The sequence below is a fragment of the Acinetobacter courvalinii genome (assembly GCF_014635545.1).
GTDB lineage: Bacteria > Pseudomonadota > Gammaproteobacteria > Pseudomonadales > Moraxellaceae > Acinetobacter > Acinetobacter courvalinii.
The window spans coordinates 53,193-80,088 of the sequence record NZ_BMDA01000008.1 but is presented as its reverse complement, the minus strand read 5'-3'; the positions used below and the strand labels follow the sequence as shown (position 1 = coordinate 80,088).

The window sequence follows — 26,896 nt, the reverse complement described above, 5'->3', positions numbered from 1 at the left end:
ATCTTTAGATGTCTCTCCTCCATCTGCTAGCCGAGATTCGCAAGCCATGTCTACTGCCTATACCACGCAGACCGCGCCAAAAGCGCTGTTTGATTACGACAAATATTGGGCGTCGTGTTTTGAACCCGCACCATTTTTGCCGATGTCACGAGAAGAAATGGATCTGCTCGGCTGGGATGCATGTGACTTTATCTTGGTGTGTGGGGATGCCTATATTGACCATCCTTCATTTGTATCGGGCGTGATCGGGCGTGTGCTTGAAGCACAAGGCTTCCGTGTCGGCATCATTGCCCAGCCAGACTGGACCAATGTCGAGAGCTTCCGCGTTTTAGGCAAACCGACCATTGCATGGGGCGTAACCGCAGGGAACATGGATTCGATGATCAACCGTTATACGGCAGATCGTAAAATCCGTTCGGATGATGCCTATTCACCGAATAATGAAGCAAATAAACGTCCAGACCGTGCAGCAACTGTCTATTGCCAGCGTTGTCGTGAAGCCTTCCCAGATGTACCTGTTCTACTCGGCGGGATTGAAGGCAGTCTACGCCGTATTGCGCATTATGATTACTGGTCAGATAAAGTCCGTCGTTCAATCTTGATGGATTCGAAGGCTGATTTATTGATGTACGGCAATGGCGAGCGCGCCATTATCGATGTGATGCATCGCTTGGCCAAAGGTGAAAAAGTTCACGAGATTACCGATGTTCGCGGTACCGCATTTATTATCAATAAACATAATAAAAAATCGAAAGCACAATTTGTCGAAATTGCCAGTAACGATGTCGATACTATTGGCCGTGTCGATCCGATTATCAATCCTTATGTGATGACCGAAGATATTGATGGCTGTGAAGTTGAAAAAGAAAAAGGCAACTCACTGGCACAATATCAAAACTTTCAGAAAGAAATTGTGGCTAACCCGATTGTCCGTGAAGGTGACAATCTGGATCCGGATACCCAGATCGTACAACTGAAAGCTGCACCCTCAAAAGCAATTAAACATAAATTACCGCCACGTGAGCTAGCGGTGATCCGTTTGCCTTCTTTTGAAGAAGTGGCCAATGATCAGGTACTCTATGCCCATGCCAACCGTATTTTGCATCTGGAAACCAATCCGGGTAATGCGCGTGCTTTGGTACAGCGTCATGGTGAGCGTGATGTCTGGATCAATCCACCACCAATTCCTTTAACGACTGAGGAAATGGATTACGTGTTTGATTTGCCTTATGCACGTTTACCGCATCCAGCCTATGGCAATGCGCGTTTCCCTGCGTTTGACATGATCAAATTCTCTGTGAATATCATGCGTGGCTGTTTTGGTGGCTGTACTTTCTGTTCGATTACTGAACATGAAGGCCGGATTATTCAGAACCGTTCGGAAGATTCAATTCTGCGTGAAATTGAAAAAATCCGTGATACCGCACCTAATTTTACTGGCATTATTTCGGACCTCGGCGGTCCAACCGCAAATATGTACCGTTTGCACTGTAATGATCCTGAGATTGAAAAGAATTGCCGTAAGCCATCTTGTGTTTACCCAGGTGTGTGCCAAAACCTGCATACCGATCATGCGCCTCTGGTTCAGTTATACCGTAAGGCCCGTGAAATCAAGGGCGTGAAGAAGATCCTGATTGGTTCAGGTCTACGTTATGACCTGGCTGTGCTGAATCCTGAATATGTGAAAGAGCTGGTTCAGCACCATGTCGGCGGTTATCTGAAAATTGCGCCTGAGCATACCGAAAATGGTCCATTATCGAAGATGATGAAACCGGGCATCGGGACTTATGACCGCTTTAAGCAGATGTTTGAGCGTTTCAGTAAGGAAGCAGGTAAGGAACAATATTTAATTCCGTACTTTATTGCTGCGCATCCGGGTACCACCGATTATGACATGATGAATCTGGCGATCTGGTTAAAGAAAAATGGTTTCCGTGCCGATCAGGTCCAGACTTTCTATCCATCACCAATGGCAACTGCGACCACGATGTATTATTCAGGCAAGAACCCGTTGTCTAAAGTGGCGCGTTATACGGAGAGTGTGGACATTGTCAAAGGCGAAAAACGTCGTCGCTTGCATAAAGCTTTCTTGCGTTACCATGATCCAAACAACTGGCCTTTATTACGTGAAGCCTTGAAAGACATGGGCCGTTCTGACCTGATTGGTAATTCAAAACAGCATTTGATTCCGACCTATCAGCCACAAGGAACCGCTGAAGGAGAATATAAGTCTGCACGTAAGAAGAATTCGAGTGTTGCGGGAGATTCGGCCAAACGTGGTCAGACTTCAAACCGTTCTTCATCTGGGCAAAAACGGCCGCAGAAAGGCCAGGTATTAACCCAGCACAATGGTTTACCTCCACGTGAAACAGGTGAAAAGAGACCATTCTCTGGCAAGCCAAAATCCAAAGCAAAAGCCCATCGTTAATTTGATGGAAAAAAGGCATGATATTTCATGCCTTTTTTATTTTCATCGCAGGCAAAGATTTATATTTTGATCACAAAACCATCAGGATTGGAAACATAAACTGACAATAACGACTTGAATAATGCCAGCGTAATGATTATAAATAAAGGGTAGAGGGCAGTTACGACTTTGGTCGTCTGGAAAAACACGATTAAAAAACTTAAGTTTGCACTGCAAAATGAATTTGCTATCGCTGTTATTGATTAAAAAAATTGGCTTAAAGCCAAAAATGATTATAAAAAATCTAAAGGGATTGATGGGTAATGTATTATTTCATAACAATAGTTGGGTTGCTGTTGATCACAGCATTAGCACTTCGCCGCCTTCAACAAAACAGGCGTCAAGACAGTCCATTAAAACGCCGCGGTATTTTGAATATTGCCGAGCAGATCACCTTAATGCGTTTGCAAGCCGTTTTGCCACGTCATACCGTATTGGCACATGTATCTTTTGACGCCTTACTCACCACCAAATTTGCACATACGCGCCGTAAATATCAAGGTTTGGTGGCTGACTTTGTGGTGCTCGACCAGCAACATCAGGTACTGGCGATTATTGAGATTGCAGACGAATCTTATGTTAATCGCCTGCATCAGAAACATTATCAGGACAGTTTGCTCGAGTTGGCCGGCTATCGGGTATTGCGCTATAGCAGCATTCCGACCGAACAGGAATTAAGAGAAGATCTGATGCCTGATCTGTTTGAACCGATGAGCATTCCAACCACGGTCGTCACATCAGCTCCGCTGCCAAAAATGGAGCGGATGATGAAATATAATGAATTCGCCGTAAAATCGTATTAATCAGGGCGAACCGCAGTCACTGTCATTTCAACCAGAACATCAGGTGCATAGAGTTTAGATTCGACACAGGTCCGTGCTGGGGGATGTCCCTCAGCAATCCATGCATCCCATACCGCATTCATGGCGGCATAATCTCGTTCGATATCTTTTAGAAAAATGGTAATTGATAAGATATGGGTCTTGTCTGTACCTGCATCTGCCAGAAAACGATCAATATTGTCTAAAGTTTGCTGTGTTTGTGCACTTACATCAACACTGGTGTCATCTGCCAGTTGGCCTGCGAGATGAACAAGATTTCCTGAAATTGCGACCTCGCAAAAACGTGAAGTGACATGAAGTCGTTGCACAGACATAGTGATTCCTTAATAAATGGGATACTGTCTGGATTGTACTTGATGCAATTGAATCGCAGTGTAATTTTGTATAAATCAGGCGGAAAAAGTTTCTATTTCCATTAAATCATCAGGGAATGAAGGAGGAAATGAAAAGCGAAAGATGAAGAATTTTGATTGGAAAAAGAAGCAACTCAACAACATCGGAAGTGCCCTGTAATCTTCGGATTTGATCGTCACACCAATCACAGGAGCGGATGCTAAAAGCGAGGTTTTCTTTAGCAAAGCGCATAACATGGATAATGTTACGGCGTTGTTTAGAGTACTGAATATTGCATAAAAAGCAAACATAAATTTGAACAATAATCATGCTTCTGTTTAAAAAAACAGCACTACCATAAAGAAAGCTGGGATTCGTCCTGTGCCGTCTGTAGCTGGTAAACACCGACCCCGACCAGACGGAACTGAAACGCTGGATCGATATGCATTTCATTAAGCAACTGGAAAACCACTTGTGCTAAGTCTTGTTGGGATTGCAAGGCCTGCTTAAAACTTTTACTGTGCTGCAACACCTGAAAATTTTTGAGTTTAAGTTTTACACTGACCCCGCGTGCGCTCAGTTGTTTTTTATTCAGACTGCGCCATACCTGCTCGGCGAGCGGCTGCCAGGCATGCTGACATTGTTCGAGGGTATAGTCGTCATCAAAGGTAATCTCTTTGGAAATCTGCTGGCGTTCGCGTTCTGCTTTTACAGGGCGGTGGTCAACTCCCTGCGCATATAAATACAGCTGTTTGCCGTATTTGCCAAAATGATGAATCAGGACATTCTCTTCGATTTTTTGCAGATCACCCAAGGTATGCAAATTCAGCTGGCTTAATCGTTCCTGAGTGACCTTACCGACTCCCGGGATTTTACTTAGCGCTAAATCCTGAATAAATTTCAATACTTGATGCGGTTTAATCACAAATAAACCATTGGGTTTGTTCCAGTCCGAGGCGATTTTTGCCAGAAACTTGTTCGGTGCCACACCGGCAGAAGCTGTCAGTCCCGTAGTTGCAAAAATATCGGCACGGATTTGTGCCGCCACTTCAGTCGCACTCGGAATATTCTTCAAATTTTCAGTCACATCCAGATAGGCTTCATCTAAGGATAGAGGTTCAATCAAAGCTGTATATTGCTGAAAAATATGATGAATCTGTGCTGAAACTTCACGGTATTTTTCAAAATTGGGTTCAATCACCACCACCTGTGGACAGAGTTTTTTGGCTTGTCCCATCGACATGGCTGAACGCAGTCCAAAGACACGGGCTGGATAGGAGGCAGCCGCAATGACCGCACGTGGATGGTGTGAAGATACCACGACGGGTAAATCTTTGAGATCAGGACGTTCTCTCAGTTCGACTGAGGCATAAAAGGCATCCATGTCGATATGGATGATTTTTCGTAATTCATTTGGCATCTTGAATGCCTTGCTGTTTCAGGAAAATTCGCCATTGTTTCGGTGATTCGGCATAGACATTTAAATCCACTGCTTTGGGAATACCTGCAATTTTTCCCTGACTGCTATGTTGCCAAAACGTCCATTGGCGACCATCCTTGAGTTCAGGTTTGCCTTCATAATCTCTGACCCAAAGTGGCGTTGCAGTGAAATTCCCCATCAACACAATATGATAAAAGCTTTTCGAGATATAAAAGATCGGCTGTTTGCCATAATGTTTGTGCAGTTGATCATGCATGACCTGAATTTCTTTCAGTAACTGCTCTTTGGTATAGGTATTGATACAGTTACTGTCATATTCCAGATCAATGGCAGGGGGCAGGGCATCCGCTTTCTTCGGCACGGTCGCAATAAAATTTTCAGCCTGTACCTTACCGTCACGACATAGGCGATAGAAATGATAGGCGCCGACATGTAAGCCCTGTTCGCGAGCCTTGAGCCAGTTTTGCTGGAAATTACGGTCGCGAAAATCGCCGCCTTCGGTGGCTTTGAGATAGACAAATTGATACTGCATCGGAGAGATCTTTTTCCAGTTGATCTCCCCTTGATGATGGGAAACATCAAAACCACGAATGGCATAGTCTTGCGCAGCAGCTTTCTGTTGGTAGAACAGACCGAAATAACTCACCACACCCAGCATGGCTGCTAATCCGATACTGGCATAGGTCGGATAGTGTTGAGAGAAGGAAGATGCTGCGGATTTCTTTGCCATAGTATCAGTGATTATGCGAGGTCGAGATGGGTGCCAGATTTGCAGTATTGATCATGTAGCAATTGTACCCGTTTCGCCTTGGCATTGACCATCTGACTACCAAATTGTTCCACAAATCTACAGGAAGCATAAGGTTCGGCACGCTGTTGATAATCGTGAATCCAGTTATTTCTACTGGCGACATGTTGCTGATCGACGGGCCATACACCGAAGCCTAAGCGCTGCATGCCAATACGCCACGGTTTTGGACTGATACGGGCCCGAAAGCAGTGCTGGTTTTTACACATCCGGACATAGTGAGGATCAGCCTTGATCGCCTCAAACAGTAACTCGGCTTCCTTTCCATTGGCGTCAAAGGTTCGGTGCATTGCCAAGATCCGGTGTCCCTTTGGCGTACGGTAAACACGCAAATGCCAGTCTGGATGCTGTTGAGAAAAGTTGCGGATCGAGGCAAGTGAGCGCTGTTCAGGTGTCGTGGTAAAACGTTGTTGTAGCCTAGATAAACTCTTGGCAAAAACACGGATCAGTAGAAATGACATCATTAGTCCAATAATCAGAATCAGCCAGGACATGAAATAAGCAGCGGCTGCGATTGAAAGTAACAGCAGCAAGAAAAAAGTAGCAACATGCACGGTCAACTGAGCAGATTCTGCAAAGTCGATATCGGCAAATAGCACATCAGGCGTGTTGAGGCACAAGGCGCCGTAGGCATTGCGCGTGATCACCACATCATCATGCTGGGCAATAATTTCTTCGCGGATGGGCAGACCTTCGGCACCGTTATATGAGGCTTTATGGTCCATTCGATGAATGTTTTCACCGGCTTTAATCTTCTCAATCGCTAGTGCAATACGTTGCTCCGCATGCACTTGCGCCGCCGCTAGGCTCTGATCTGACCAGCCAAAACGTTTAAGCGTGTAATGACGTCCTGCTATACGGGTTTTTACTTTGGCTTCAGCCCAGTACTGGGGAATAAGCATCGAATATTTTCCTTATTATTTTGATATGGTTGCCACAGCAATATCTTTAATCGGTGGTTTCTTTGGGGATCTGCCAGAAGACCATCGCCGTAATGATGTTGATACAACCGAGGGTAATAAGGGTGGCATGGAATGCGGTGCTAATCGAAGCAGATGAGAAATATTGACCAAATACATTGATCAAGGTACCTGCCAGTGCCACGCCCATACTCATGGACAGCATCATAATCATCGATAAGAAACTATTGCCGCTGCTGGCATCCTGCTGAGGTAAGTCTTTCAAGGTCAGGGTATTCATACCAACAAACTGCAATGAATTGAGAGTACCAAAGATAAACAAATGCAGGATTTTCAGCCACAGCGGTGTCGCTGCCGTCATCAGGGAAAAACTGGCAATACACAGCCCGACCAACACGGTATTGGTCAGTAAGAAACGGCGATAACCGACCCGTTGAATCAAAGGACGTACGATGGGCTTGGAAAATAATGAGCCGAGTACCATCGGAATCATCATCAAACCGGTAATGAACGGTTCGAAACCAAATGCCACCTGTAGCATGAGCGGTAAAATAAATGGAATCGCATTACTGCCCAAACGGGCAAAGAAATTGCCTAAAACCCCGACCGAGAAAATTTTGTAGCCAAATAAGCGCCCATGAAACAGGGCATTCTGATGAGTGTGGGCATGGTAAGCATAGCCTGCCGCAGCGACCAGTCCAGCTGCCAATAGCGCTAAACTGACCAGCCGGGAATATTGCGGTGTCGCGATATTTTCGATTCCCAAAGACAAGCCGACCATCGCCACAATTAATAAGATAAAGCCGCTTAAATCAAAGGATTTGACTGTAGGTTCTTTGCGATTCGGCATGATTTTGCAGGTCATGATCATCCCGAGAATACCCATCGGAATATTGATCAGGAAAATCCAGTGCCAGGTGGTGACTTCCACCAGCCAGCCGCCTAAGGTAGGACCCATTAACGGGCCCACCAGTCCGGCCAGACTCATCAGGCTCATGGCGGAAAGAAATTGTGAACGTGGAATAATCTTGAGTAGGGCCAGACGACCTACCGGCATCAGCAATGCGCCACCAACACCTTGAATTACCCGGAAAAACAACAGTTGTTCCAGATTCTGGGATAAGCCGCAGCCGAGCGAAGCCAGACTAAAAATGACCATGGAGCTCAGATAAATATTGCGGATACCAAAGCGATCTGCCAGCCAGCCACTTAAAGGAATACATGCCGCAACCGACAATACATAGGCCACAATAACACCATGCATTTGCAAGGGGTTTTCATTAAGTTGTACAGCCATGGCTGGAATCGCGGTATTGACGATGGTGGTGTCCAGTGCCTGCATAAAAAAGCCAATGGAAACCAGAAGGACCAATAGTCGGAATTCGGGTTGTACTGCCTGATGGGTTGTGCTGGTCATGAGCCTTGATGAGTAAAAATTCAGCTTTAGTTTAATGCAAATAGGCGTGAAATAAAGACAAAAATTGTCAAATAGCGATCATGGAACTGACATTAAAATGTTGGTGAGTCCGTCGGCTTCGTCTCAGGATTCTCCTGCTAGATTAAAGGGCCATAAAAAAAGCGGATCCAATCGATCCGCTTTTTTTATTGCAATCTTATACTTCAATATGGCTTGGCGCATTCAGGTTCTTGATCGCGCTTGAGATTTGTTCAAGCGTGTCACAAATAACAACTTTGGCACGATGTTGTGGTGGTAAAAAACCTTCTTCAACGGCATGATCCAGTTGCGCAATCAGTGCATCATAAAAATGGTTCACGTTATAGATAATCATGGGTTTCTGGTGCTGGTTGAGTTGTCCCCAGGTTGCAATTTCCAGAATTTCTTCAAAGGTACCCAAACCACCCGGCAAGGCAATAAAGGCACTGGCCCGTTCGGCCATCAGTGCCTTACGTTCATGCATGGACTGGACAATATGCAGCTCGGTCAGACGGTGATGGGCAATTTCATAATCCAGCATGAATTCTGGGATCACACCGACCACTTCACCGCTATGATCAAGTACGGTATCGGCGACTTGGCCCATCAAGCCAATGCTGGCACCGCCATAGACAATACCAAGACCCTGAGCGGCAATATGCTGGGCCAGTTCGATGGCTTTATCACGGTAAATCGGTTTATTGCCGGTACGTGAACCGCAATAAAGGGCAATGAGAGATTGGGTGGTTTTTATGGGAGTAGGGGTAATGCTTTTCTTTTCAGTCATTATTAGAACACTATTCATTCGTTTATTTTCACCTTATCATTTTCGTTGTGCTTGTCTAGGCTAATCGAGCTTTATGACAGTTTTATGCACATTTTACATACAAAGTGGTTTTGTAACGCTTGGAAAGAATTTGCAAACAACATCAACATAAAAAAGATGAATTTCAGTGAAATCTTGCCTATACTGAAAATCCTTTTATTAATTTATGTCCCTCTATGAGTAGTGGTTGTTGTCGCTCCGCATTGTTCCTATTTCCTACAAAAAATGTTTTGGCTCATCGTGCCGACCTTTTAAAAATTCAACTTCATAACAATATTGCTGATTTTGCAGAGGAGTCACGTCAATGATTCTGGAATGGATGTCTGACCCCGCTGCATGGGTTGGTTTAGCAACATTGGTGGTGCTGGAAATTGTACTGGGTATTGATAACCTTGTTTTTATTGCAATTTTGGCAGAAAAATTACCGCCTGAACAACGTAATACTGCTCGTAGAGTAGGTTTAGTCCTTGCCCTGTTAATGCGTCTGGTGCTACTGGCCTCGATCGCCTGGGTGGTGACCTTAACCGAACCGTTATTCCATATTTTCGATCATCCATTCTCCGGTCGTGACCTGATTTTACTGTTTGGTGGTGTGTTCTTGTTATTTAAAGGCACCATGGAACTGCATGAACGGATTGAAGGTAAGCAAGCGCTGAAAGAAGAAAATCCTGTACATGCGGCCTTCTGGATGGTCGTAGTTCAGATCGTGGTACTTGATGCGGTATTCTCGCTGGATAGTGTGATCACGGCTGTGGGTATGGTGAAAGAACTGTCGATCATGATGATTGCCGTGACCATTGCGATCGGTATCATGTTGCTGGCTTCACGTCCATTGATGGACTTTGTCAACAAGCATCCAACCGTAGTAATCCTGTGCCTTGGCTTCCTGATGATGATCGGTTTCTCATTAGTGGTTGAAGGCTTTGGTTTCCATATTCCAAAAGGTTACCTGTATGCAGCGATTGGCTTCTCGGTCTTGGTGGAAATGGTTAATCAGACCATGCGCCGTAATCAGGAAAAACTGGTTACCACCACCGATTTACGCTATCGCACTGCTTCTGCCGTCTTGCGTATGCTTGGCAATAAAGGCAATGGTAATGAAAGTCAGAACAACGAAGCTGAAGATGTATTGGCGACACAAGCTTATGCCAAAGAAGTCTTTGATGAAGACAATGGCGTGTATCACAGCGTCTTGGTACAAGGTGTGCTTGGTTTATCTGAGCGTCCAGTCAAGTCGGTGATGACACCACGTCCAGAGCTGGAATGGTTAGATCTGGATGATGATCCTGCCGAGTTGAAACAACGTTTGATGGCCATGACCCATTCACGTTTGATCGTGGCACGCGGAGAGCTGGACAATATCGAAGGTATTGTTTTAACGCACAAAGTGTTGAACGAATATATCGAAACCGGCGCGATTGATTTCAGTAAACATTTACGTGAACCGGTGATTGTGCATGAAAATGCACAGGTATTGATGGTCATGGAACAGTTACGTCAGGCACCGTTACAAATGGCGATTGTCCTGAACGAATATGGTTCCATTGAAGGAATTGCAACGCCGATTGATGTATTAGAGGCGATTGCAGGTGAATTCCCTGATGAAGATGAGCTGGAAGCTGCGGCTGAAAGTCTTGATGATGGTTCGATGTTGCTGGAAGGTTCAACCGATATTCGTCATGTGTCTTTGTTATTGGGTAAAGATTTAGTCGATGAAAGCGAAGAATATTCAACTTTATCAGGCTATATCCTGTTCCATCTCGGTCGTTTACCTGAAAATGGGGATACGGTTGAGGTTGATGGCTATCGCTTTGAAGTGGTCACTATGGATGGCCACAAGATTGAAAAAGTACGTATTATTGCCAAAGAGAAACCAGAGCAAGATTAAGTACAGCTTATGAGTCTTCTGCAAGGTTCATCGGTTGAGCAAACAAATAATTAAGTTTTAGCAAATAGCCTTGAGTTTAACTGTTGTGCTGCAATAGTTGTACTCAGGGCTTTTTATTGATGCAATTGAAAATTCTTTAAGTCATTTTTTATTAACATTTAATGCCAATTTATATTGGTTTTTTGTGCAGATATTGAGCTCATTTTTGTTGGGATAAAGACTGTAACCTGCGCAGCCAAACATTCTTCAATAGAAATAACAAAAAACTATGATTAGATGCGTTGCGGAGGAAGTGAAGGAGTCTACTAGACGTAGTTTCTGAAGTTGGGCAATACTCTAATACCTGACTTATTCTATAAGATTACCTAAATAGTCAATGAGTTATGTAAAGCGCTCAGTTTGACGGAGGGAAGATGTGCTCACGTCCTTAGCTCACGACTGAGAAGATTTTAAATGAGACTTTTGTAGTCCCATAGCCTGATGAGGTCGTGATATGAACACATTAAATCCCCAAATGAGCTTGCTCACTGTAGATGTCCTAGTCATTGGTTCTGGAACGGGTATGGCCGCGGCATTGGCAGCGCATGAGCAAGGCCTGTCTGTGCTGGTGGTAGAGAAGACAGATCTTGTCGGTGGATCTACAGCCCGATCTGGCGGAGCCTTCTGGATTCCCGGTAATCCGGTCTTGACACGTGCGGGTGCGAATTTAACCCGAGCTCAGACAGAAACTTATCTGGAATCTGTCGTTGGAGACAGTGCTCCACGCGATCGTTATTTGTCTTTTCTTGATCATGGGCCTGCGGCAGTCGCGATGCTGGAACGGACGACAGCCCTACAATTTTTCTGGAATAAGGGCTATGCCGATTATTTCTCGGATTTGCCTGGAGGCAGTGATGAGGGAAGTACCTGTGAAGCCAAACCGTTTAATATTAAGCGTCTCGGCAGCGACCAGGCCCGATTTCGTCGTGCTGATATTGAAGCACCTCTCCCTATGCCAGTTACCAGTCTAGATTATAAATGGATGAATCTTATGATGAAAACTCCATTTAAAAGCTGGCCGATCATTCTTAAACGCCTGCTTCAGGGTATCGGTGGACTATTACTGGGTAAACGTTATGTAGCTGGCGGGCAAGCAATCACTGCAGGGATGTTCGATGGACTGATTCGGGCTGGTGTTCCCGTTTGGACCAACAGTGAGGTCATTGAATTATGTGCTACGGGAGAGCGGGTCACGAGTGCGGTTGTGCAGCAACTAGACCAACAGATTAAAGTCACGGCGCGTTGCGGCATTATTCTGGCAGCAGGCGGATTTGATCATAATATGCCAATGCGTGCTGAATACCAGTCGCCTTCATTGGTTGAGGATCTGAGTTTAGGTTCAGCGGGTAATGTGGGTGATGGTCTGAAGCTGGGACAAAGCATGGGAGCAGATTTGCGTTGCATGCATGAAGCGTGGTGGTTTCCTGCGGTAAGACCGATTCAGGGCTATCCTCCGATTTTGCTGGCAGAACGTTTCCTCCCTGGTTCCTTGATTGTTAATCAGCACGGGCAACGTTTTGTTAACGAGGCTCTGAGTTATATGGCTTTTGGTCAGACGGTATTAAGGCTGGAACGCGAGGGCAAAGCAGTAGGACAGATGTGGTTGGTCTTTGATCAGGAATATCGGAATAGCTATTTATTGGCAGGTTCGATTTTTCCACGCCAGCCAATTCCTCAACAATGGTATGATGCTGGTATCGCAGTCAAGGCCGAGTCTCCTGAACAACTTGCCAAAGCTGCTGGCTTATCACCCGCAGTATTTATGGAACAACTGGAACGTTATAATTCAATTGGCCGTACGGGAATTGATACAGAGTTTAAACGTGGGGGAAATGCCAATGACCGTTATTATGGCGATCCAACAGTTAAACCAAATCCAAATCTGCGACCATTGTCAGGTACTTTATATGCGATCCAGCTGGTACTGTCCGACTTGGGAACATGTGGCGGTCTGGCTGCAGATGAGAAAGCGCGAGTGTTACGTAATGATGGTACGCCTGTACCAGGCCTTTATGCGATTGGTAATAATGCTGGCAATGCCTTCGGGCAAGCTTATCCTGGGGCTGGAGGAACAATTGGTCAAGGGATTACTTTTGGTTATATTGCTGTGCAAGAGATCATAGCTGAAAGTGCTGATCTGGAAGAAGGAGTCTAGCTGTAAGAAAACCGTATTAGTTGAATACTGTTACCAGTTGAAAGCCACCGCTGAGCAGAAGAGGAAGGAGGTTGCCATTCAATTTCACCACTCCCTTTCCTCTTTTAGGGTCAAGCACCAAGCAGTCTAAAAACAAGATATACTATGGCCGATTTTGAGTAGACACAGGCCTGAGTGTAAGAAGAATGATCTCATCACAAGACTGCCCTTGCGGACATGGACCTTATGCTGAATGCTGTCAGCCTTTACATTTGAAACAGCAGTCTGCACTCAATGCCGAACAGTTAATGCGCTCGCGCTATAGCGCTTTTGCTTTGCAACAGATTGATTATATTCTGGAAACTACGGCTTTAGGGCAACAATCCGCTTTGGACCGTGCCGCAATTGCTGACTGGAGTAAGTCCAATCAGTGGTTAAAACTGGAACTGATCGAGTACCAGCCCAAGCTGGATAAAACCCATGCGCTGGTTGAGTTTAAGGCACATTATCATGATGGTAAACAAGCCCATGTTCATCATGAAGTTTCACATTTTGTCTTGCATCAACAGCATTGGTATTTCCTAGATCCGACGCTGGATATGCAAATCACCATGAAACAGCCCTGCATTTGTGGCTCGGGGAAAAAATTTAAGCAATGTTGTGCACAATTCATCTAAGTTTGTCTTAGAATAGCGCACACTTTTACGCCTGATTTAGGGATGTAGGCAGATGTTACTCACCGTAATTTATATTATTGCCATTACTGCGGAAGCGATGACTGGGGCATTGTCAGCAGGTCGACGTAGTATGGACTGGTTTGGTGTGGTGCTGATTGCCTGTGTCACGGCCTTAGGTGGCGGTTCGGTGCGTGATGTACTGCTCGGACATTATCCTTTAACCTGGGTCAAGCATCCTGAATATTTAGTGCTGACCTGTGCTGCGGCCTTTGTCACCATCATTATTGCCAAATGGATGCGTCATCTGCGCAATATCTTCCTGGTGCTGGATGCGCTTGGTCTTATTGGCTTTACCATCATTGGCTGCCAGATTGCCTTATCGATGGGACACGGTTTTGTGGTGTCTGCGGTGGCAGGGGTATTAACCGGAGTGTCGGGTGGTATTCTGCGCGATATTCTATGTAATGACGTGCCTTTAGTATTCCGTCGTGAGCTCTATGCCAGTATTTCCTTTGTCGCGGTGATTTGTTATTGGGTCTGTCTGGAAGTCGGTTTACCGCATGATCTGACGGTAATTTTCACTTTGGTATTTGGCTTTACCTTACGTTTGATCGCAATTTATTTTGGTCTGGAAATGCCGAAATTTATTTATCAGGAAGATGATGCCGACTCGGCTTCGTCAACGGATGAGCATTGATTGGAAAGCCTGCCTACAATTTATTTTATTGCAGATTTAATCTCTGCTAAGCATTATTTATTTTGAATCTGACCACTTTTATACGACTATTAAATTAAAAATGAATATTTTATCTGTGCAAGAAATGGTTCCCGAAGTGATGGAGCTTGATGTAGATGAACAAATAAGAATAGGACTTAATTATTGTCTAGGGCGCAATGGAGTCGTTCAGAATCTCTTGTTGGGTAGAAATTGGTTATGGATTGCCGCTACTTATAATCAATCACTTGTTGCTGAATATAATTGGGCTTCAACTTGGATGACGCAACCCATCTATAATGAAAATGACATGATTTATATTGAAGAGCTTGAGACACTTGCTGAACAAGGAAACGCAGCAGCTTTATATCTATTAGGTGTTTACTATTCAGGCTCGAATGAGGATGAACATTTCGATATTGAACTTGCATTAAAATATTATGAGAAAGCCGTACAGCAGCAATTTCCTCCTGCAATTAATAATCTTGCAGATAAATATGAAAATGGTACTGGCGTTGCAAAAAATCTAAAAATAGCCTTTGAGTTTTATTCTGCCGCAGCTGATCACGCAATTGCAGCATCCCAGTTTAGCTTAGGCCTTTTTTATTTAAAGGGCTTTTATGTTGAAAAGGATGAGGGATGTGCTAGGGAGTGGTTAAAGAAAGCAGAGAAAAATGGCTGGTTTCCAGCATCAGAAATTCTATTGAATATGTTGCATTAAGCTTAACAAGACATCATTTGACGTTTAAACAACAACAAGGGCTTGTCACAACGCCTGCATCCACATAGCATACAAAACATTGACGATAACAATGATTTTGGATGACTTGCTGAAATGACCAGCCTTGCACATCATGCAACAGAAAACCGTTCCGTAGCCGAATTCACTGAGCAGGCTTACCTGAACTATGCCATGTACGTGATTATGGATCGTGCATTGCCGCATATCAGTGATGGTTTAAAACCTGTACAACGCCGTATTGTCTATGCGATGAGTGAGCTTGGCCTGAAATCGACAGGCAAGCCGAAAAAATCGGCTCGTACCGTTGGTGATGTACTGGGTAAATACCATCCACATGGTGACTCAGCCTGTTATGAAGCGATGGTGTTGATGGCGCAGCCATTTAGCTATCGCTATCCACTGGTTGAAGGTCAGGGTAACTGGGGTTCGCCGGACGATCCAAAATCATTTGCTGCGATGCGTTATACCGAAGCCAAACTTTCTGCCTATAGCGAGCTATTACTCAGCGAATTGGGGCAGGGTACCAGTGAATGGCAGGACAACTTTGATGGTTCAATGAAAGAGCCGATCACGTTGCCAGCACGCGTCCCGAACATCTTGTTAAATGGTACGACCGGTATTGCGGTGGGGATGGCAACCGATATTCCGCCACACAACTTGCGTGAAGTGGTCAAGGGCACCATCGCACTGATTCGTAATCCTGAAACTTCAGATAGCAAACTGGCAGAATATATTCCGGCCCCAGATTTACCGACCAAGGCTGAAATCATTACCCCGCCAGAAGAATTACTCAAAATTCAGACCACAGGTCGTGGTAGTTATCGTATGCGTGCCGTGTATACGGTCGACAAAAATGAGATTGTGATTACTGAACTGCCTTATCAGGTTTCGGGTTCCAAAGTGATTACCCAGATCGCAGACCAGATGATTGCCAAGAAGTTGCCATTGGTCAGTGATGTACGTGATGAGTCGGATCACGCCAATCCTACCCGCTTGGTGATTGTATTGCGCTCGAACCGTGTCGATGCCGAAACCGTGATGAGTCACTTATTTGCTACCACGGATCTGGAATCCAGCTATCGTGTGAACCTGAACATGATTGGCGCGGATGGTCGTCCACAGGTGAAATCGATTCGTCGTATTTTATTGGAATGGATCGAGATTCGTAAGCAAACCGTGACCCGCCGTTTGCAATACCATTTAACCAAAATTGAAAAGCGTTTACATATCCTGGCAGGTCTTTTAATTGCCTACTTGGATATTGATACTGTGATTCGGATTATTCGTGAAGAAGATCAGCCAAAACCGGTACTAATGCAGCATTTTGGTATTGATGAGATTCAGGCGGAAGCAATCCTCGAACTCAAACTTCGTCATTTGGCTAAGCTTGAAGAAATGGAAATTCGTCGTGAACAGGAAGAACTGGAAGCGAAAGCTGCGATTATTCGTGAGCAACTCGCCAATCCGGAATCATTAAAAAACCTGATTATTAACGAATTAAAAGAAGACGCGAAAAAGTTTGGTGATGATCGTCGTTCACCGATTGTGGCGCGTGCGGATGCAGTGCAAATTAAAGAACAGGATTTAATGCCTGCTGAGCCTGTGACTGTCGTATTGTCGGAAGCCGGTTGGGTACGTGCTGCCAAAGGGGCAGAAGTAGACGCAGCAAATCTGAATTATCGTGCGGGTGACCAGTATCTCAGTCATGCAGTGGGTAAAACCAACCAGCGTGTGTATTTCCTGGATGAGACCGGGCGTAGTTATGCCTTGCCAATCAGCAGTCTGCCTTCGGCGCGTGGTTTGGGTGAACCGCTCAGTTCAAAACTTTCACCAGCTAGCGGTGTTTCCTTTATTCAGGTATTTATTGATGAGGAGAGTAGCGAACTGATTGCAACCAGTTCCAATGGTTACGGCTTTAAGAGTCAGGCGGCCCAGCTAGACACCAATGCCAAAGCTGGTAAGGCTTTCCTGACGGTTGCAGACAAAGCCACCGCTTTACCACTCTTGCCTATTCAGCAAGCCACCCACGTTGCCATCCTGAGTTCATCGGGTCGTTTACTGATTATTGATTTAACTGAACTGCCAGTTCTCAACAAAGGTAAGGGTAACAAGTTGATACAACTTGATGAAAAAGAGCAAATTTTATCCATGACAACCCTGACGTTAGATGAAATAATCCAAGTCGATGCAGGACAACAGCATCTGAAGTTGAAAGGGGATGATCTACAAAAATATCTAGGAAAAAGAGCAACAAAGGGGCAACTTTTACCACGTGGATATCAAAAAGCAAATAGACTCCTCATTCAGAGATAAGGCTAGTATTCTGTGATACAAATACGTTATATATGACAATGTATTCATATTGTTTGGATAGATTGACAGGGCAATTCAAAAAGTTAAAAAAAATGTTTTGCCATGGAAAGTAACGTTGTTACATTTTTAAGGATTACCACTCGGAGATAAGGGCATTATGGAAAAAATTTGGTTTGCTGAATACCAAAAGACAGGAATTCCAGAAACAGTTGAACTGCCTGCTGAAAACACCTCACTTGTTGATATTTTTGAACGCAATTTCCAAAAATTTGGTTCACGTGATGCCTTTATCTTCATGGATAAAGTTTTAACGTTTAATGAATTAGAAGTCGCTAGCCGTAAATTTGCAGCTTATTTACAAACTTTGGGTTTAGCCAAAGGCTCGCGCGTTGCAGTAATGATGCCGAACGTTTTTCAATATCCAGTGGTGGCATTAGGGGTTTTCCGTGCAGGTCTGGTACTGGTCAACGTCAATCCACTCTATACCGCACGTGAGCTTGAGCATCAGTTGAATGACTCTGGTGCTGAAGTCTTAGTGATTATTGAAAACTTTGCCAATGTTTATCAAAACATTATTGGCAAAACACCTGTGAAGCATGTTGTGGTGGCTTCGGTGGGTGATATGCTCGGCACCCTGAAAGGGACCATCGTGAATTTTGTTTTACGTAAAGTACGTAAGCAAATTCCAGCGTGGAATATTCCTGGTCACACTAAATTCAATGCGGCATTAAACAAAGCCAGCCCAAGCAATTATAAGCGTCCAAGCTTAACCTTGAGCGATACTGCTGTACTGCAATATACCGGTGGTACAACAGGTGTTTCTAAAGGGGCTGAATTAACGCATCGTAATCTTGTGGCCAACTTGCTCCAGTGTGAAGCGATTTTCTCAAGTAAATTTGGCGGTTCTGATAGTGCCAAAGGTGATCGCATCGTGTGCGCATTACCGCTGTATCACATCTTTGCCTTCATGGTATGTGCGCTTTACGGTATGTATAAAGGCCAGGCCAATATCCTGATTCCAAATCCACGTGACTTGCCTGCGGTGGTAGGTGAATTACGTAAATATCAACCTTCATTCTTCCCGGCGGTAAACACTTTGTTTAATGCCTTGGTGAATAACGAAGAATTCAAACAGCTTGATCATAGTAATCTGAAGATGGCGATGGGCGGTGGTATGGCGGTATTGCCATCGACTGCAGCCGCATGGAAAAAGATCACAGGTACCACCATTATCGAAGGTTATGGCTTATCTGAAACTTCTCCGGTTGCAACTGCAAACCCACCTGCTACGACTGAATTCAGTGGCACCATTGGTATTCCATTGCCATTAACTGAAGTTGCGATTCTGGATGATGATGGCAAAGAAGTTGCACTGGGTGAACAAGGTGAAATCTCGATCCGTGGTCCACAAGTCATGAAGGGCTATTGGAACCGTCCAGACGAAACTGCGAAAGTGATGACGGCTGACAACTTCTTCCGTACCGGTGATATCGGTGTAATGGATTCACGTGGTTATGTGAAGATTGTCGACCGTAAGAAAGACATGATCTTGGTATCAGGCTTTAACGTTTACCCAAGTGAAATCGAAGAAGTCATTGCGAAACATCCGAAAGTATTGGAAGTGGCTGCAATTGGCGTTCCAGATGAAAAATCAGGTGAAGTGCCAAAATTGTTCATCGTGAAAAAAGACCCTTCTTTAACCACAGAAGAAGTGATTGCTTATGCAAAACAAAACTTAACAGGCTATAAGTGCCCACGTTATGTTGAGTTTATGGAAGAATTACCGAAATCAAATGTAGGTAAGATCTTACGTAAAGACTTACGTAAACCCGCTTAAGAGTTCTATCCTCCCTTTAAAAAGGAAGGTACTGGAAAGACGCCGCAATTGCGGCGTTTTTTTATTGGATTTATTTTGAGGCTTTTGATTTCATCAACCAGCGATCAATATAAGGTCGACCAATCCCTACAATCCCCACAAAAACCACCATTGTGGCCAGCTGGAAACGTAAACGGGTCGGATCAATGCCATTAAAGCTAAAATAATTATCGGCAACCGCATACAGCACAATCACGGTCAGCCAGTGCCAGAGGGTCAAGCGATAAATACCGACTGCATAAAAGGCAACGGTCAGAATCACAAAAGTACCCAGCGTAGACTGCCAGTTAAGATTGGCACAAATCACACTGAGTAGAAATGCCATGATCGGTAATACGATTTTAAGTACACGATCAACCAAAAGCTGGTGCTGGCGTTGTTGAGCAAGGACCTCAAACATTTCTTTCTGGTCGGGTTGCGGCATAGGTTGACCTTAAAACAGTATGAAAAAACACAACTTTTACACAAACAAGGTGTGTAAAAGAAACGCTTGTTGAACAAGCACACATGAATGTTCAATAAATTATAAGTTATGATAGCATGATCAGAAGAACTTCAAATGATGGATGTCAGCATGCAAGGTATTAGCGGCATTATATTGATTATTATCGTCGCATGTTTATTGCCGTATGTTTTTACCTTGATTGCAAAATCAAAAGGTGGTTTTCAAGCAAAAGATAATCAGAATCCTCGTGATTTTTTAGCGAAAACCACAGGGCTGTCAGCACGGGCAAATGCGGTACAACAAAATAGCTTTGAAAGTCTGCCTTTGTTTATTGCTGCGATTTTGATGGCAGAATATATGGTGGTTCCTGAACGCTTTATTCTGACTTTTGGCTGGGCCTATATCGTCTTTCGTGTGATTTATGGCATTTGCTATCTGGCCAATCTGGCCACATTACGTTCAATCATCTGGTTTTTCTCGCTACTTTGTCCAATTTTACTGTTTGTGATTACGATCAAAATGACCTGATGACAGCTGGCTATAAAATTCGCCAGCTCGCTACATATCTAGCATCATTTTCGCTGTATTCACGTTATAATCGGTCCGATTTACATCTACTTCACAATATAAACGAGTGTTGATATGAGTTATAGCAATATTCCTGCGGGTAAAGACGCACCAAATGACATCTATGTCATTATCGAAATTCCTGCAAATGCAGCCCCAATCAAATACGAAATCGATAAAGATTCAGATGCGTTATTTGTAGACCGTTTCATGGGTACAGCAATGTTCTACCCAGCAAACTACGGTTATGTACCAAATACCTTGTCTGAAGATGGTGATCCATTAGACGTACTTGTTGTAACTCCACATCCTGTTGCTGCTGGTTCTGTGATTCGTTGCCGTCCAGTGGGCAAATTAAAAATGGAAGATGACGGTGGTATCGATGCGAAACTGATCGCTGTTCCACACGAAAAATTATCTCCACTTTATAAAGATGTTCAAGAATATACGGATCTTCCGCCATTATTGATCAGCCAAGTTGAGCACTTCTTTGCCCATTATAAAGATTTAGAACCTGGTAAATGGGTAAAAATCAGTGGTTGGGAAGGTGCTGACGTTGCTAAAGCTGAAGTACTTAAAGCAATCGAAGCGGCTAAAAAGTAACTTTGAAATGCTGGGCCAGATTTTAAATTTTTAAAAGCTGGTCATAAAAAAACTCCATTCATTTGAATGGAGTTTTTTATTGCTTGATCAACTGTGAATTAGAATAATTTCACAGGAATATCAAGCCAGATACGCCATTCGTTGGTATCACCAATGTAGGCATTTGTTTGATATTCATCACTTGCACGGTAATACGAGTGACGTAAACGTAAGCTCGCATCTTTAGCAAAACCAGATTGAACTGTGTATTTCACTTGGTTAAAGAATTCACGTTCATGTGCATTATCAGTCAAATTCTTGACTTTGATATCCCAACCATAGACGTAGGCAGTGGTCCAGCTTAAGCCTGGTACGCCATAGCCACCAAAGTCGACGTTATATTGCAACTGTGCAGATTTTTCGCTGTTACCAATAAAGTCAGACAAGTAAGAGTTTGGTAAATAGATACTTTGAGCGCCATCAGCGTTCTCGCCGTAATCATAACCGGTATTACCATTGTTCTGCTGGTAAGCCAGCATCACGCTGTGTGGACCCGTATTATAGGTCGTAGAAAGCGCCCAAATGGTATTTTTACGATTAGACAAGTCATCAGTGGTACTTGAATAAGTGCTCGCTTTTTCATCCCATTTGGTATGGTAAGCACTTAAGTCATAAGTCAGCGCACTACCTTCTTGATTCAAGGGTTGTTTGTAGTTGGCATTGACATAATGACGATCGAGTTTATCCTTGCTGTCCAAGCCAAAGTAAGATGCACTCAAGTTATCATCAAATTTGTATTTTGCACCCCAAACCACGGCACGATCAAGTTTGCGGCCATCAGTATTGATCTGATCAGAGTACTGGTCTTTAGTGAATTTACCCGCAGTTAACTCTAATCCGTTAATTTCACGGCTAGTAGCCAAGACACCTTCAAAATATTCCGGTACTAAACGTGCAGTATTACTTGCTAAAACAGGAATATCGAGAACTTGTGTACCATAAGTCACAGTCGTATTCGAAATACGAGCTTTAACAAAACCGCCGCCACGTGCCCAGTGATCATATGTGTCACCTTTACCATCTACACCATTTAGGCGTTCGCGTGGGATCATGCCGTTACCAGCATTATTGTTTGAGCCTAATTTAAAAGAGCCATCGCCGATCACACCAGCGCCAAAGCCAACTAAACCTTGAGTAAAACCAGTTTCCAGTTTCACCATTGCCGTCTGAGCATATGAGCTAGTGTCTTCGACACCATTCTTTTTGTCACGATTTAAATAACCAGTACGGAATAAAATATCCCCTTTGGCATCTTCAACAAGTCCTTTTGCTTCGCTTTGTTCGCTTGCATATGTTGAGGTAATTAACGCGGCATTAATCAAAACCGCTAAAGTAAGTTTCTTTGCCTTTGGCATAGCTCGCCTCATTAGAAATAATAAATTTGGGATAAGACCGAAATTTTGATCAATTGTATAAGTTATGCATAAAAAAGATAGATTTTTATTAAAAAATTTTAATTATTTTTAAATAAAATACTTATAAAATTTTATGATTTATTTCTTGTTTAAAAAATACACGTTATAAATTTAAGTTTATGATTTTAAATAATAATATTATTTATTTTGGATATAAAATAATCTGGTTATTTTTTGTTTGGTTTGAATCAAAATATGTGATTTATTGAGGTAATTTTTCTTTTATTTTAAATATTTATTTTTTCTTTGTTTAAAAAATATTCAGCTTGATTTGCAAAAAATGACATCCCGACGAATGGCAATGACTGTCCGTTCTAAAATTTACAAAAGTTCAGGCGGATTTAAGTTTTAACTATGCACTTTTATGGGACAACGCCTATTTTTATAACGAAATGCCTATATTTTAAGCAAGTCAGATGTTTTTGCAGTTCAAGATATGCCACTTTTTTGTGCGAAAAATAATCTTGAATGGATGAATGCGTCTTAATAGTTCAAAAACTCAGAGGATTACAGTAAGGGACTCACTTGGAGAGCGTAAAAATCTAAGTCAAGAGAGGTTATTGGATAAAACCAAGTTGAATAGGGGCTTAAATGGAGTTGGCACAGCAATTGCTACTGACTATGCGATGCAATTTAAAACTTAAATCAGTCGAATATCCATCATGGGGGAGATCAAGATGATGAAATTTGCATGTAAAGCGATCGCGTTGAGTATTTGTGCTGTCACTTCAACTTTTGCGATGGCAGAAGAGGCCAATACCTTATCTCAATACGGTCTGAGTTTTTCAGGAACGGCTGCGTTAACGACAGATTATCGTTATCGTGGTATTACTCAAACCCAATCTGATCCGGCGGTACAGGGCGGTTTTGCATTAACACATTCATCTGGTCTTTATGCGGGGGTATGGGGCTCAAATGTTAATTTCGGTGGTGCTGATCCGCATCTCGAGTTAGACCCTTATGTCGGCTATGCGACTGAGCTACCATTTGCCGGTAAGCCGACTTTAGATGTTGGTTTATGGTATTACGGTTATCCAAGTGCATCTGACCTGAACTGGTTAGAACTCTACGCAAAACTGGGCTTTAAAAATGTATTGGCCTCTGGAGATAGTCTATTGGGGAGTTTGAACTATACCAATGATTTTGCAGGTACAGATGAGAACGGCTGGTATGTGAATACTACCTATAACATTCCGTTTGCGGATACTGGCTTTGGTGGAGTGGCAAGTGTCGGCTATACCAAAGTAGATAACTATGACTTCAGTGATACCGGTGGTGAAGACGATAATTATGTCGACTGGAAAGTGGGTGTGACCTATAGCGTCAAATCCGTGTCTGGCCTGACTGCTGAACTGGCTGCAGTAGGCACCAATATTGATGCAGATTTCCAACCGTATAAACGTGGCACAGAAACAGGTGCAGTATTTACCTTGACCAAAGCTTTCTAAGCTTGCTTGGATAAACAAAAAGCCAGCTCTATTGCTGGCTTTCTATATGGAAAGATAGTCGCTTGAGAGAGCGTTCAAATCAAATAATGACTGGCGATGAATTCACACTATAGATAAACCCATCCTGACAATCAGAAAGACTAACAGGAACAGAAAAAATATCCGGATAAACTGACTGCCATAGCGCAGCGCCAGAAATACACCGACGAAGGCGCCCAAGACATTACAGACGGCAATCATTAAGCCGATTTCCCACAGCACATGACCTGTAGGAATAAAGAATAAAAGTGCTGAACTAAAGGTGCCAATGTTCACAATTTTGGCTGATGCAGAGGCGTTGAGAAAATCAAAGCCAAAGCCTTTGACAAACAAGAACAACAGGAAGCTGCCACTGCCTGGCCCAAATACACCATCATAGAATCCGATGAGTCCACCAAAAAAGATTCCTAGAGCAATTTCTTTAGCTCCACAGTTCACATAGCGGTTATGGGTGCCTAAGTCCTTCTTGAGAAAGGTATAAATCGCCATAAAGATGAGTAAAAACAACACAAGATAGCTCATCAATTGCTTGGGAATATGTGCAATCGTCATTGCACCCACAAAGGCAAAGATAAAGGCTGATAGCATGGTCGGGATGAGCAACTTCCAGACCAATTGAATTTTATTCACATATCTAAAAATAGAGGAAACAGTACCTGCCCATACCGCCAGTTTATTGGTACCCAACACTGTGGTTATGCTGTGTTGGGGCAATGCATGTAATAGCGCGGGTATTTGGACTAAACCGCCGCCACCCACTGCGGCGTCAATCAGACCACCACAGAAGGCAAAGAATCCTAAGCTAAGTAGCACCGTGTCGTAGGTCATAATCGCCAGCCCGCGAGAAAGTTATTTAGGGAGGAATGATCAGGTTGCTTGTCTGGAATATTGATCTCGCTTGGTGCTGATGATTCCATCTTCTATTGTTTATTTTTAAAATCATGCTTCACAAAAGTACCCGCACTTTGATGGATACTTTTGTTGGGGTAGGAAAAGAAAAAACTCAGGTTTGATTGCCCCGATAGGACAGTGCTTCGGTTAAATGGCTGCTTGAGATCAGATCACTTTCGGCTAAGTCGGCAATCGTGCGTGCAACGCGCAATACTCGATGATAGGCACGTGCAGACAGGTTAAGGCGTTGCTGCGCCATTTCGATAATTTTGGTTGAGCTGTCATCTAACAGTGCATGTTGTTCCAGTAACTTCGGTGACAACGCCTGATTTAAGCATTGCTGTCTCTGAATCTGTTTGTTGTAAGCAGCAATCACGCGTTGTCTTACACTGGCAGAATTCTCGGTGGGGGTACGGTCTTGTAGTTCCTGAGCTTGTAACGGCGGTACATCAATATGTAAATCAATACGATCCAGCAATGGGCCAGAGATTCGGTTTTGATAGCGTTGAATACTTTCCGGGGAACATTGGCAACGGCTGTCCTGATTAAAGGCATAACCACATGGGCAAGGATTCATGGCTGCAATAAACTGGAAATTCGCAGGAAAGGTCATTTGCCGTGCCGCACGAGAGATCACAATCTCCTTGGACTCTAACGGTTGTCGTAATACTTCCAGCACCTTGCGGTCAAATTCAGGTAATTCATCTAAAAATAAAACACCCAGATGCGCTAAGGTGATTTCACCTGGCTTGGGTTGGGAACCGCCACCGACCAGCGCAATGGCTGAGGCGGTATGGTGGGGTGCTCTAAATGGACGCTGGCCAAAACTGTGCGGGGCGTTGGCTACCGAATAAATACTGGCGACTTCAAGATTTTCCTGTGCATTGAGCGGCGGTAAAATCGAAGGCAGGCGAGATGCCAATAAGGTTTTACCTGTGCCGGGTGGGCCTTTAAATAATAAAGAATGTCCGCCCGCAGCGGCAATTTCCAGCGCACGGCGTGGGCGCAACTGTCCTTTTACATCGGCCAGATCAAATGCATAGGCAGATGTGGCTGAGTTTGGTCGTTGTGGTGCAGCTACCAGCTTGGTATTGCCCGAAAAATGTGCACACACCTCTTGTAAATGTTGCGCGGCATAGACTTCAAAATCGGGAAGTTGGTTTGCCTCCTCCAGATTACCAGAGGGCAGCAGCAAACGATGTCGGGCCTGCTGGCAGGCCATGGCGATGGTTAATGCCCCTGAAATGGGACGTAAATGTCCATCCAGCGCCAGTTCCCCTATAAATTCAAAGTCTTCGGTACTGTGTTCCGGTAATTGTCCAGAAGCAATCAGAATCCCTAAAGCAATCGGCAGATCCAGCCGTGAACCATCTTTAGGTAAATCGGCAGGTGCCAGATTGATGGTTAAGCGCTTGGTGGGAAATTGAAAACCGCTATTGATGATGGCAGAACGTACACGATCTTTACTTTCACGCACGGCAGCTTCCGGCAAACCCACAATGGTTAAGGAAGGAAGCCCTGCACTGATATGTACTTCAACTTCAATTTGCGGGGCATGTAGTCCTAATAGCCCTCTGGTGTAGATCTTGGCAAAAGACATCTTATTATTGTTCCATTGTGGTGCTTTATTTTTAATCATTGAAGGGTGCAAAATGCACCGAGTTGGTGCTTATTTTTTGTTCTGAATGACGTCTTCAAGTGTTTTCATTTGTTGCTGGAGTTCAGTCAGACGTTGATTAGCAAGCTCAAGTGCCGTTCTTTGACGATCAAGCTCTTGTTTTGAAACGAGATCCAGTTTTTCGATGCTCTCATTTAACAAGGCGCGCAGATTTTTTTCTAAATCTTTTTTCGGTTGATCGACTTGCTGCAAAATAGCCTGTAAAAGCGTTTCAATCATAAGGGACTCAATCAGTTATGTATGTTTGCTGCTCAGTGTATCACTGCTTGCCGCAATCCTCTAGCACAGTTCGGGCCAGAAGCGGATATGACTTAG

The 26,896-nt window shown here is 43.9% G+C and carries 23 protein-coding genes; 12 read left to right on the top strand and 11 right to left on the bottom strand.

The features are described 5' to 3' along the window. Positions 1-46: 46 nt before the first annotated feature. Complete coding sequence (locus IEV39_RS17985; RefSeq protein WP_005281124.1) at positions 47-2,428, top strand: YgiQ family radical SAM protein; 2,382 nt, start codon at positions 47-49, stop codon at positions 2,426-2,428. A gap of 302 nt (positions 2,429-2,730) precedes the next feature. Beyond that, positions 2,731-3,270, top strand: a complete 540-nt coding sequence (locus tag IEV39_RS17980) for a DUF2726 domain-containing protein (protein ID WP_005281122.1) — start codon at positions 2,731-2,733, stop codon at positions 3,268-3,270. Here IEV39_RS17980 and IEV39_RS17975 read toward each other — a convergent pair. The 6 genes from IEV39_RS17975 to IEV39_RS17950 all read right to left on the bottom strand — a co-directional run bounded on the left by IEV39_RS17975 (position 3,267) and on the right by IEV39_RS17950 (position 9,051). After that, positions 3,267-3,623: a RidA family protein gene (locus tag IEV39_RS17975; protein ID WP_004773913.1), complete on the bottom strand. Its 357-nt coding sequence runs from the start codon at positions 3,621-3,623 to the stop codon at positions 3,267-3,269. The genes IEV39_RS17980 and IEV39_RS17975 overlap by 4 nt on opposite strands. Positions 3,624-3,994: 371 nt before the next feature. Continuing rightward, complete coding sequence (gene dinB, locus IEV39_RS17970; RefSeq protein ID WP_005281119.1) at positions 3,995-5,062, bottom strand: DNA polymerase IV; 1,068 nt, start codon at positions 5,060-5,062, stop codon at positions 3,995-3,997. Next, positions 5,052-5,813 (bottom strand): glycoside hydrolase family 25 protein, encoded by a 762-nt coding sequence (locus IEV39_RS17965; protein WP_005281116.1) that lies wholly within the window; start codon positions 5,811-5,813, stop codon positions 5,052-5,054. Before IEV39_RS17965 ends, dinB begins: the two co-directional genes overlap by 11 nt. 11 nt (positions 5,814-5,824) lie before the next feature. After that, positions 5,825-6,793 (bottom strand): hypothetical protein, encoded by a 969-nt coding sequence (locus IEV39_RS17960; protein WP_005281113.1) that lies wholly within the window; start codon positions 6,791-6,793, stop codon positions 5,825-5,827. Positions 6,794-6,839: 46 nt separating this feature from the next. Continuing rightward, a complete protein-coding gene (gene mdtD / locus IEV39_RS17955) occupies positions 6,840-8,228 on the bottom strand; it encodes a multidrug transporter subunit MdtD (protein ID WP_005281111.1) in 1,389 nt (462 codons plus the stop codon). Between the two features lie 196 nt (positions 8,229-8,424). Further along, the gene (locus IEV39_RS17950) at positions 8,425-9,051 is read right to left on the bottom strand and encodes an LOG family protein (RefSeq protein WP_032879938.1); all 627 of its coding nucleotides are present in this window, start codon (positions 9,049-9,051) and stop codon (positions 8,425-8,427) included. Between the two features lie 325 nt (positions 9,052-9,376). On the opposite strand from IEV39_RS17950, the gene IEV39_RS17945 reads away from it, so the two are divergent. From IEV39_RS17945 to IEV39_RS17915, 7 genes are all read left to right on the top strand, one after another. After that, positions 9,377-10,960, top strand: a complete 1,584-nt coding sequence (locus IEV39_RS17945) for a TerC family protein (RefSeq protein ID WP_005226308.1) — start codon at positions 9,377-9,379, stop codon at positions 10,958-10,960. A 493-nt stretch (positions 10,961-11,453) separates the two neighbouring features. Beyond that, positions 11,454-13,154, top strand: coding sequence for a 3-ketosteroid-delta-1-dehydrogenase (locus IEV39_RS17940; RefSeq protein WP_005281106.1), 1,701 nt, complete (start codon positions 11,454-11,456; stop codon positions 13,152-13,154). A 185-nt stretch (positions 13,155-13,339) separates the two neighbouring features. Then, positions 13,340-13,810, top strand: coding sequence for a YchJ family protein (locus tag IEV39_RS17935; RefSeq protein ID WP_005281104.1), 471 nt, complete (start codon positions 13,340-13,342; stop codon positions 13,808-13,810). 52 nt (positions 13,811-13,862) lie between these two features. Continuing rightward, a complete protein-coding gene (locus tag IEV39_RS17930) occupies positions 13,863-14,507 on the top strand; it encodes a trimeric intracellular cation channel family protein (protein WP_005226310.1) in 645 nt (214 codons plus the stop codon). 100 nt (positions 14,508-14,607) lie between these two features. Continuing rightward, positions 14,608-15,246, top strand: a complete 639-nt coding sequence (locus tag IEV39_RS17925) for a tetratricopeptide repeat protein (protein ID WP_005281100.1) — start codon at positions 14,608-14,610, stop codon at positions 15,244-15,246. Positions 15,247-15,360: 114 nt separating this feature from the next. Beyond that, positions 15,361-17,580, top strand: a complete 2,220-nt coding sequence (parC, locus tag IEV39_RS17920; RefSeq protein ID WP_005226311.1) for a DNA topoisomerase IV subunit A — start codon at positions 15,361-15,363, stop codon at positions 17,578-17,580. Positions 17,581-17,737: 157 nt separating this feature from the next. After that, the gene (locus tag IEV39_RS17915) at positions 17,738-19,417 is read left to right on the top strand and encodes a long-chain-fatty-acid--CoA ligase (protein WP_005226312.1); all 1,680 of its coding nucleotides are present in this window, start codon (positions 17,738-17,740) and stop codon (positions 19,415-19,417) included. Between the two features lie 70 nt (positions 19,418-19,487). Here the strand turns inward: IEV39_RS17915 and IEV39_RS17910 are convergent, their stop codons facing one another. Further along, complete coding sequence (locus tag IEV39_RS17910; protein WP_005281096.1) at positions 19,488-19,880, bottom strand: hypothetical protein; 393 nt, start codon at positions 19,878-19,880, stop codon at positions 19,488-19,490. A gap of 150 nt (positions 19,881-20,030) precedes the next feature. Between IEV39_RS17910 and IEV39_RS17905 the strand changes: the two genes are divergently transcribed. Both IEV39_RS17905 and ppa read left to right on the top strand, forming a co-directional pair. After that, entirely contained in the window at positions 20,031-20,429 is a 399-nt protein-coding gene (locus IEV39_RS17905) for an MAPEG family protein (protein ID WP_005226314.1), read from the top strand. Between the two features lie 114 nt (positions 20,430-20,543). After that, entirely contained in the window at positions 20,544-21,071 is a 528-nt protein-coding gene (gene ppa, locus IEV39_RS17900) for an inorganic diphosphatase (RefSeq protein ID WP_004656389.1), read from the top strand. Between the two features lie 98 nt (positions 21,072-21,169). Here the strand turns inward: ppa and IEV39_RS17895 are convergent, their stop codons facing one another. After that, on the bottom strand, positions 21,170-22,465 hold the full coding sequence (locus IEV39_RS17895; RefSeq protein WP_005281093.1) for an OprD family outer membrane porin: 1,296 nt from the start codon (positions 22,463-22,465) through the stop codon (positions 21,170-21,172). Positions 22,466-23,202: 737 nt separating this feature from the next. Between IEV39_RS17895 and IEV39_RS17890 the strand changes: the two genes are divergently transcribed. Further along, positions 23,203-23,973 (top strand): TorF family putative porin, encoded by a 771-nt coding sequence (locus IEV39_RS17890; protein ID WP_005281090.1) that lies wholly within the window; start codon positions 23,203-23,205, stop codon positions 23,971-23,973. Positions 23,974-24,075: 102 nt separating this feature from the next. On the opposite strand, the gene IEV39_RS17885 is transcribed toward IEV39_RS17890, so the two are convergent. From IEV39_RS17885 to IEV39_RS17875, 3 genes are all read right to left on the bottom strand, one after another. After that, entirely contained in the window at positions 24,076-24,840 is a 765-nt protein-coding gene (locus tag IEV39_RS17885; protein ID WP_005281086.1) for a sulfite exporter TauE/SafE family protein, read from the bottom strand. Positions 24,841-25,015: 175 nt separating this feature from the next. Further along, positions 25,016-26,503, bottom strand: coding sequence for a YifB family Mg chelatase-like AAA ATPase (locus IEV39_RS17880; protein WP_005281084.1), 1,488 nt, complete (start codon positions 26,501-26,503; stop codon positions 25,016-25,018). A 69-nt stretch (positions 26,504-26,572) separates the two neighbouring features. Continuing rightward, positions 26,573-26,800, bottom strand: a complete 228-nt coding sequence (locus tag IEV39_RS17875) for an accessory factor UbiK family protein (RefSeq protein WP_005226325.1) — start codon at positions 26,798-26,800, stop codon at positions 26,573-26,575. Positions 26,801-26,896 lie beyond the last annotated feature (96 nt).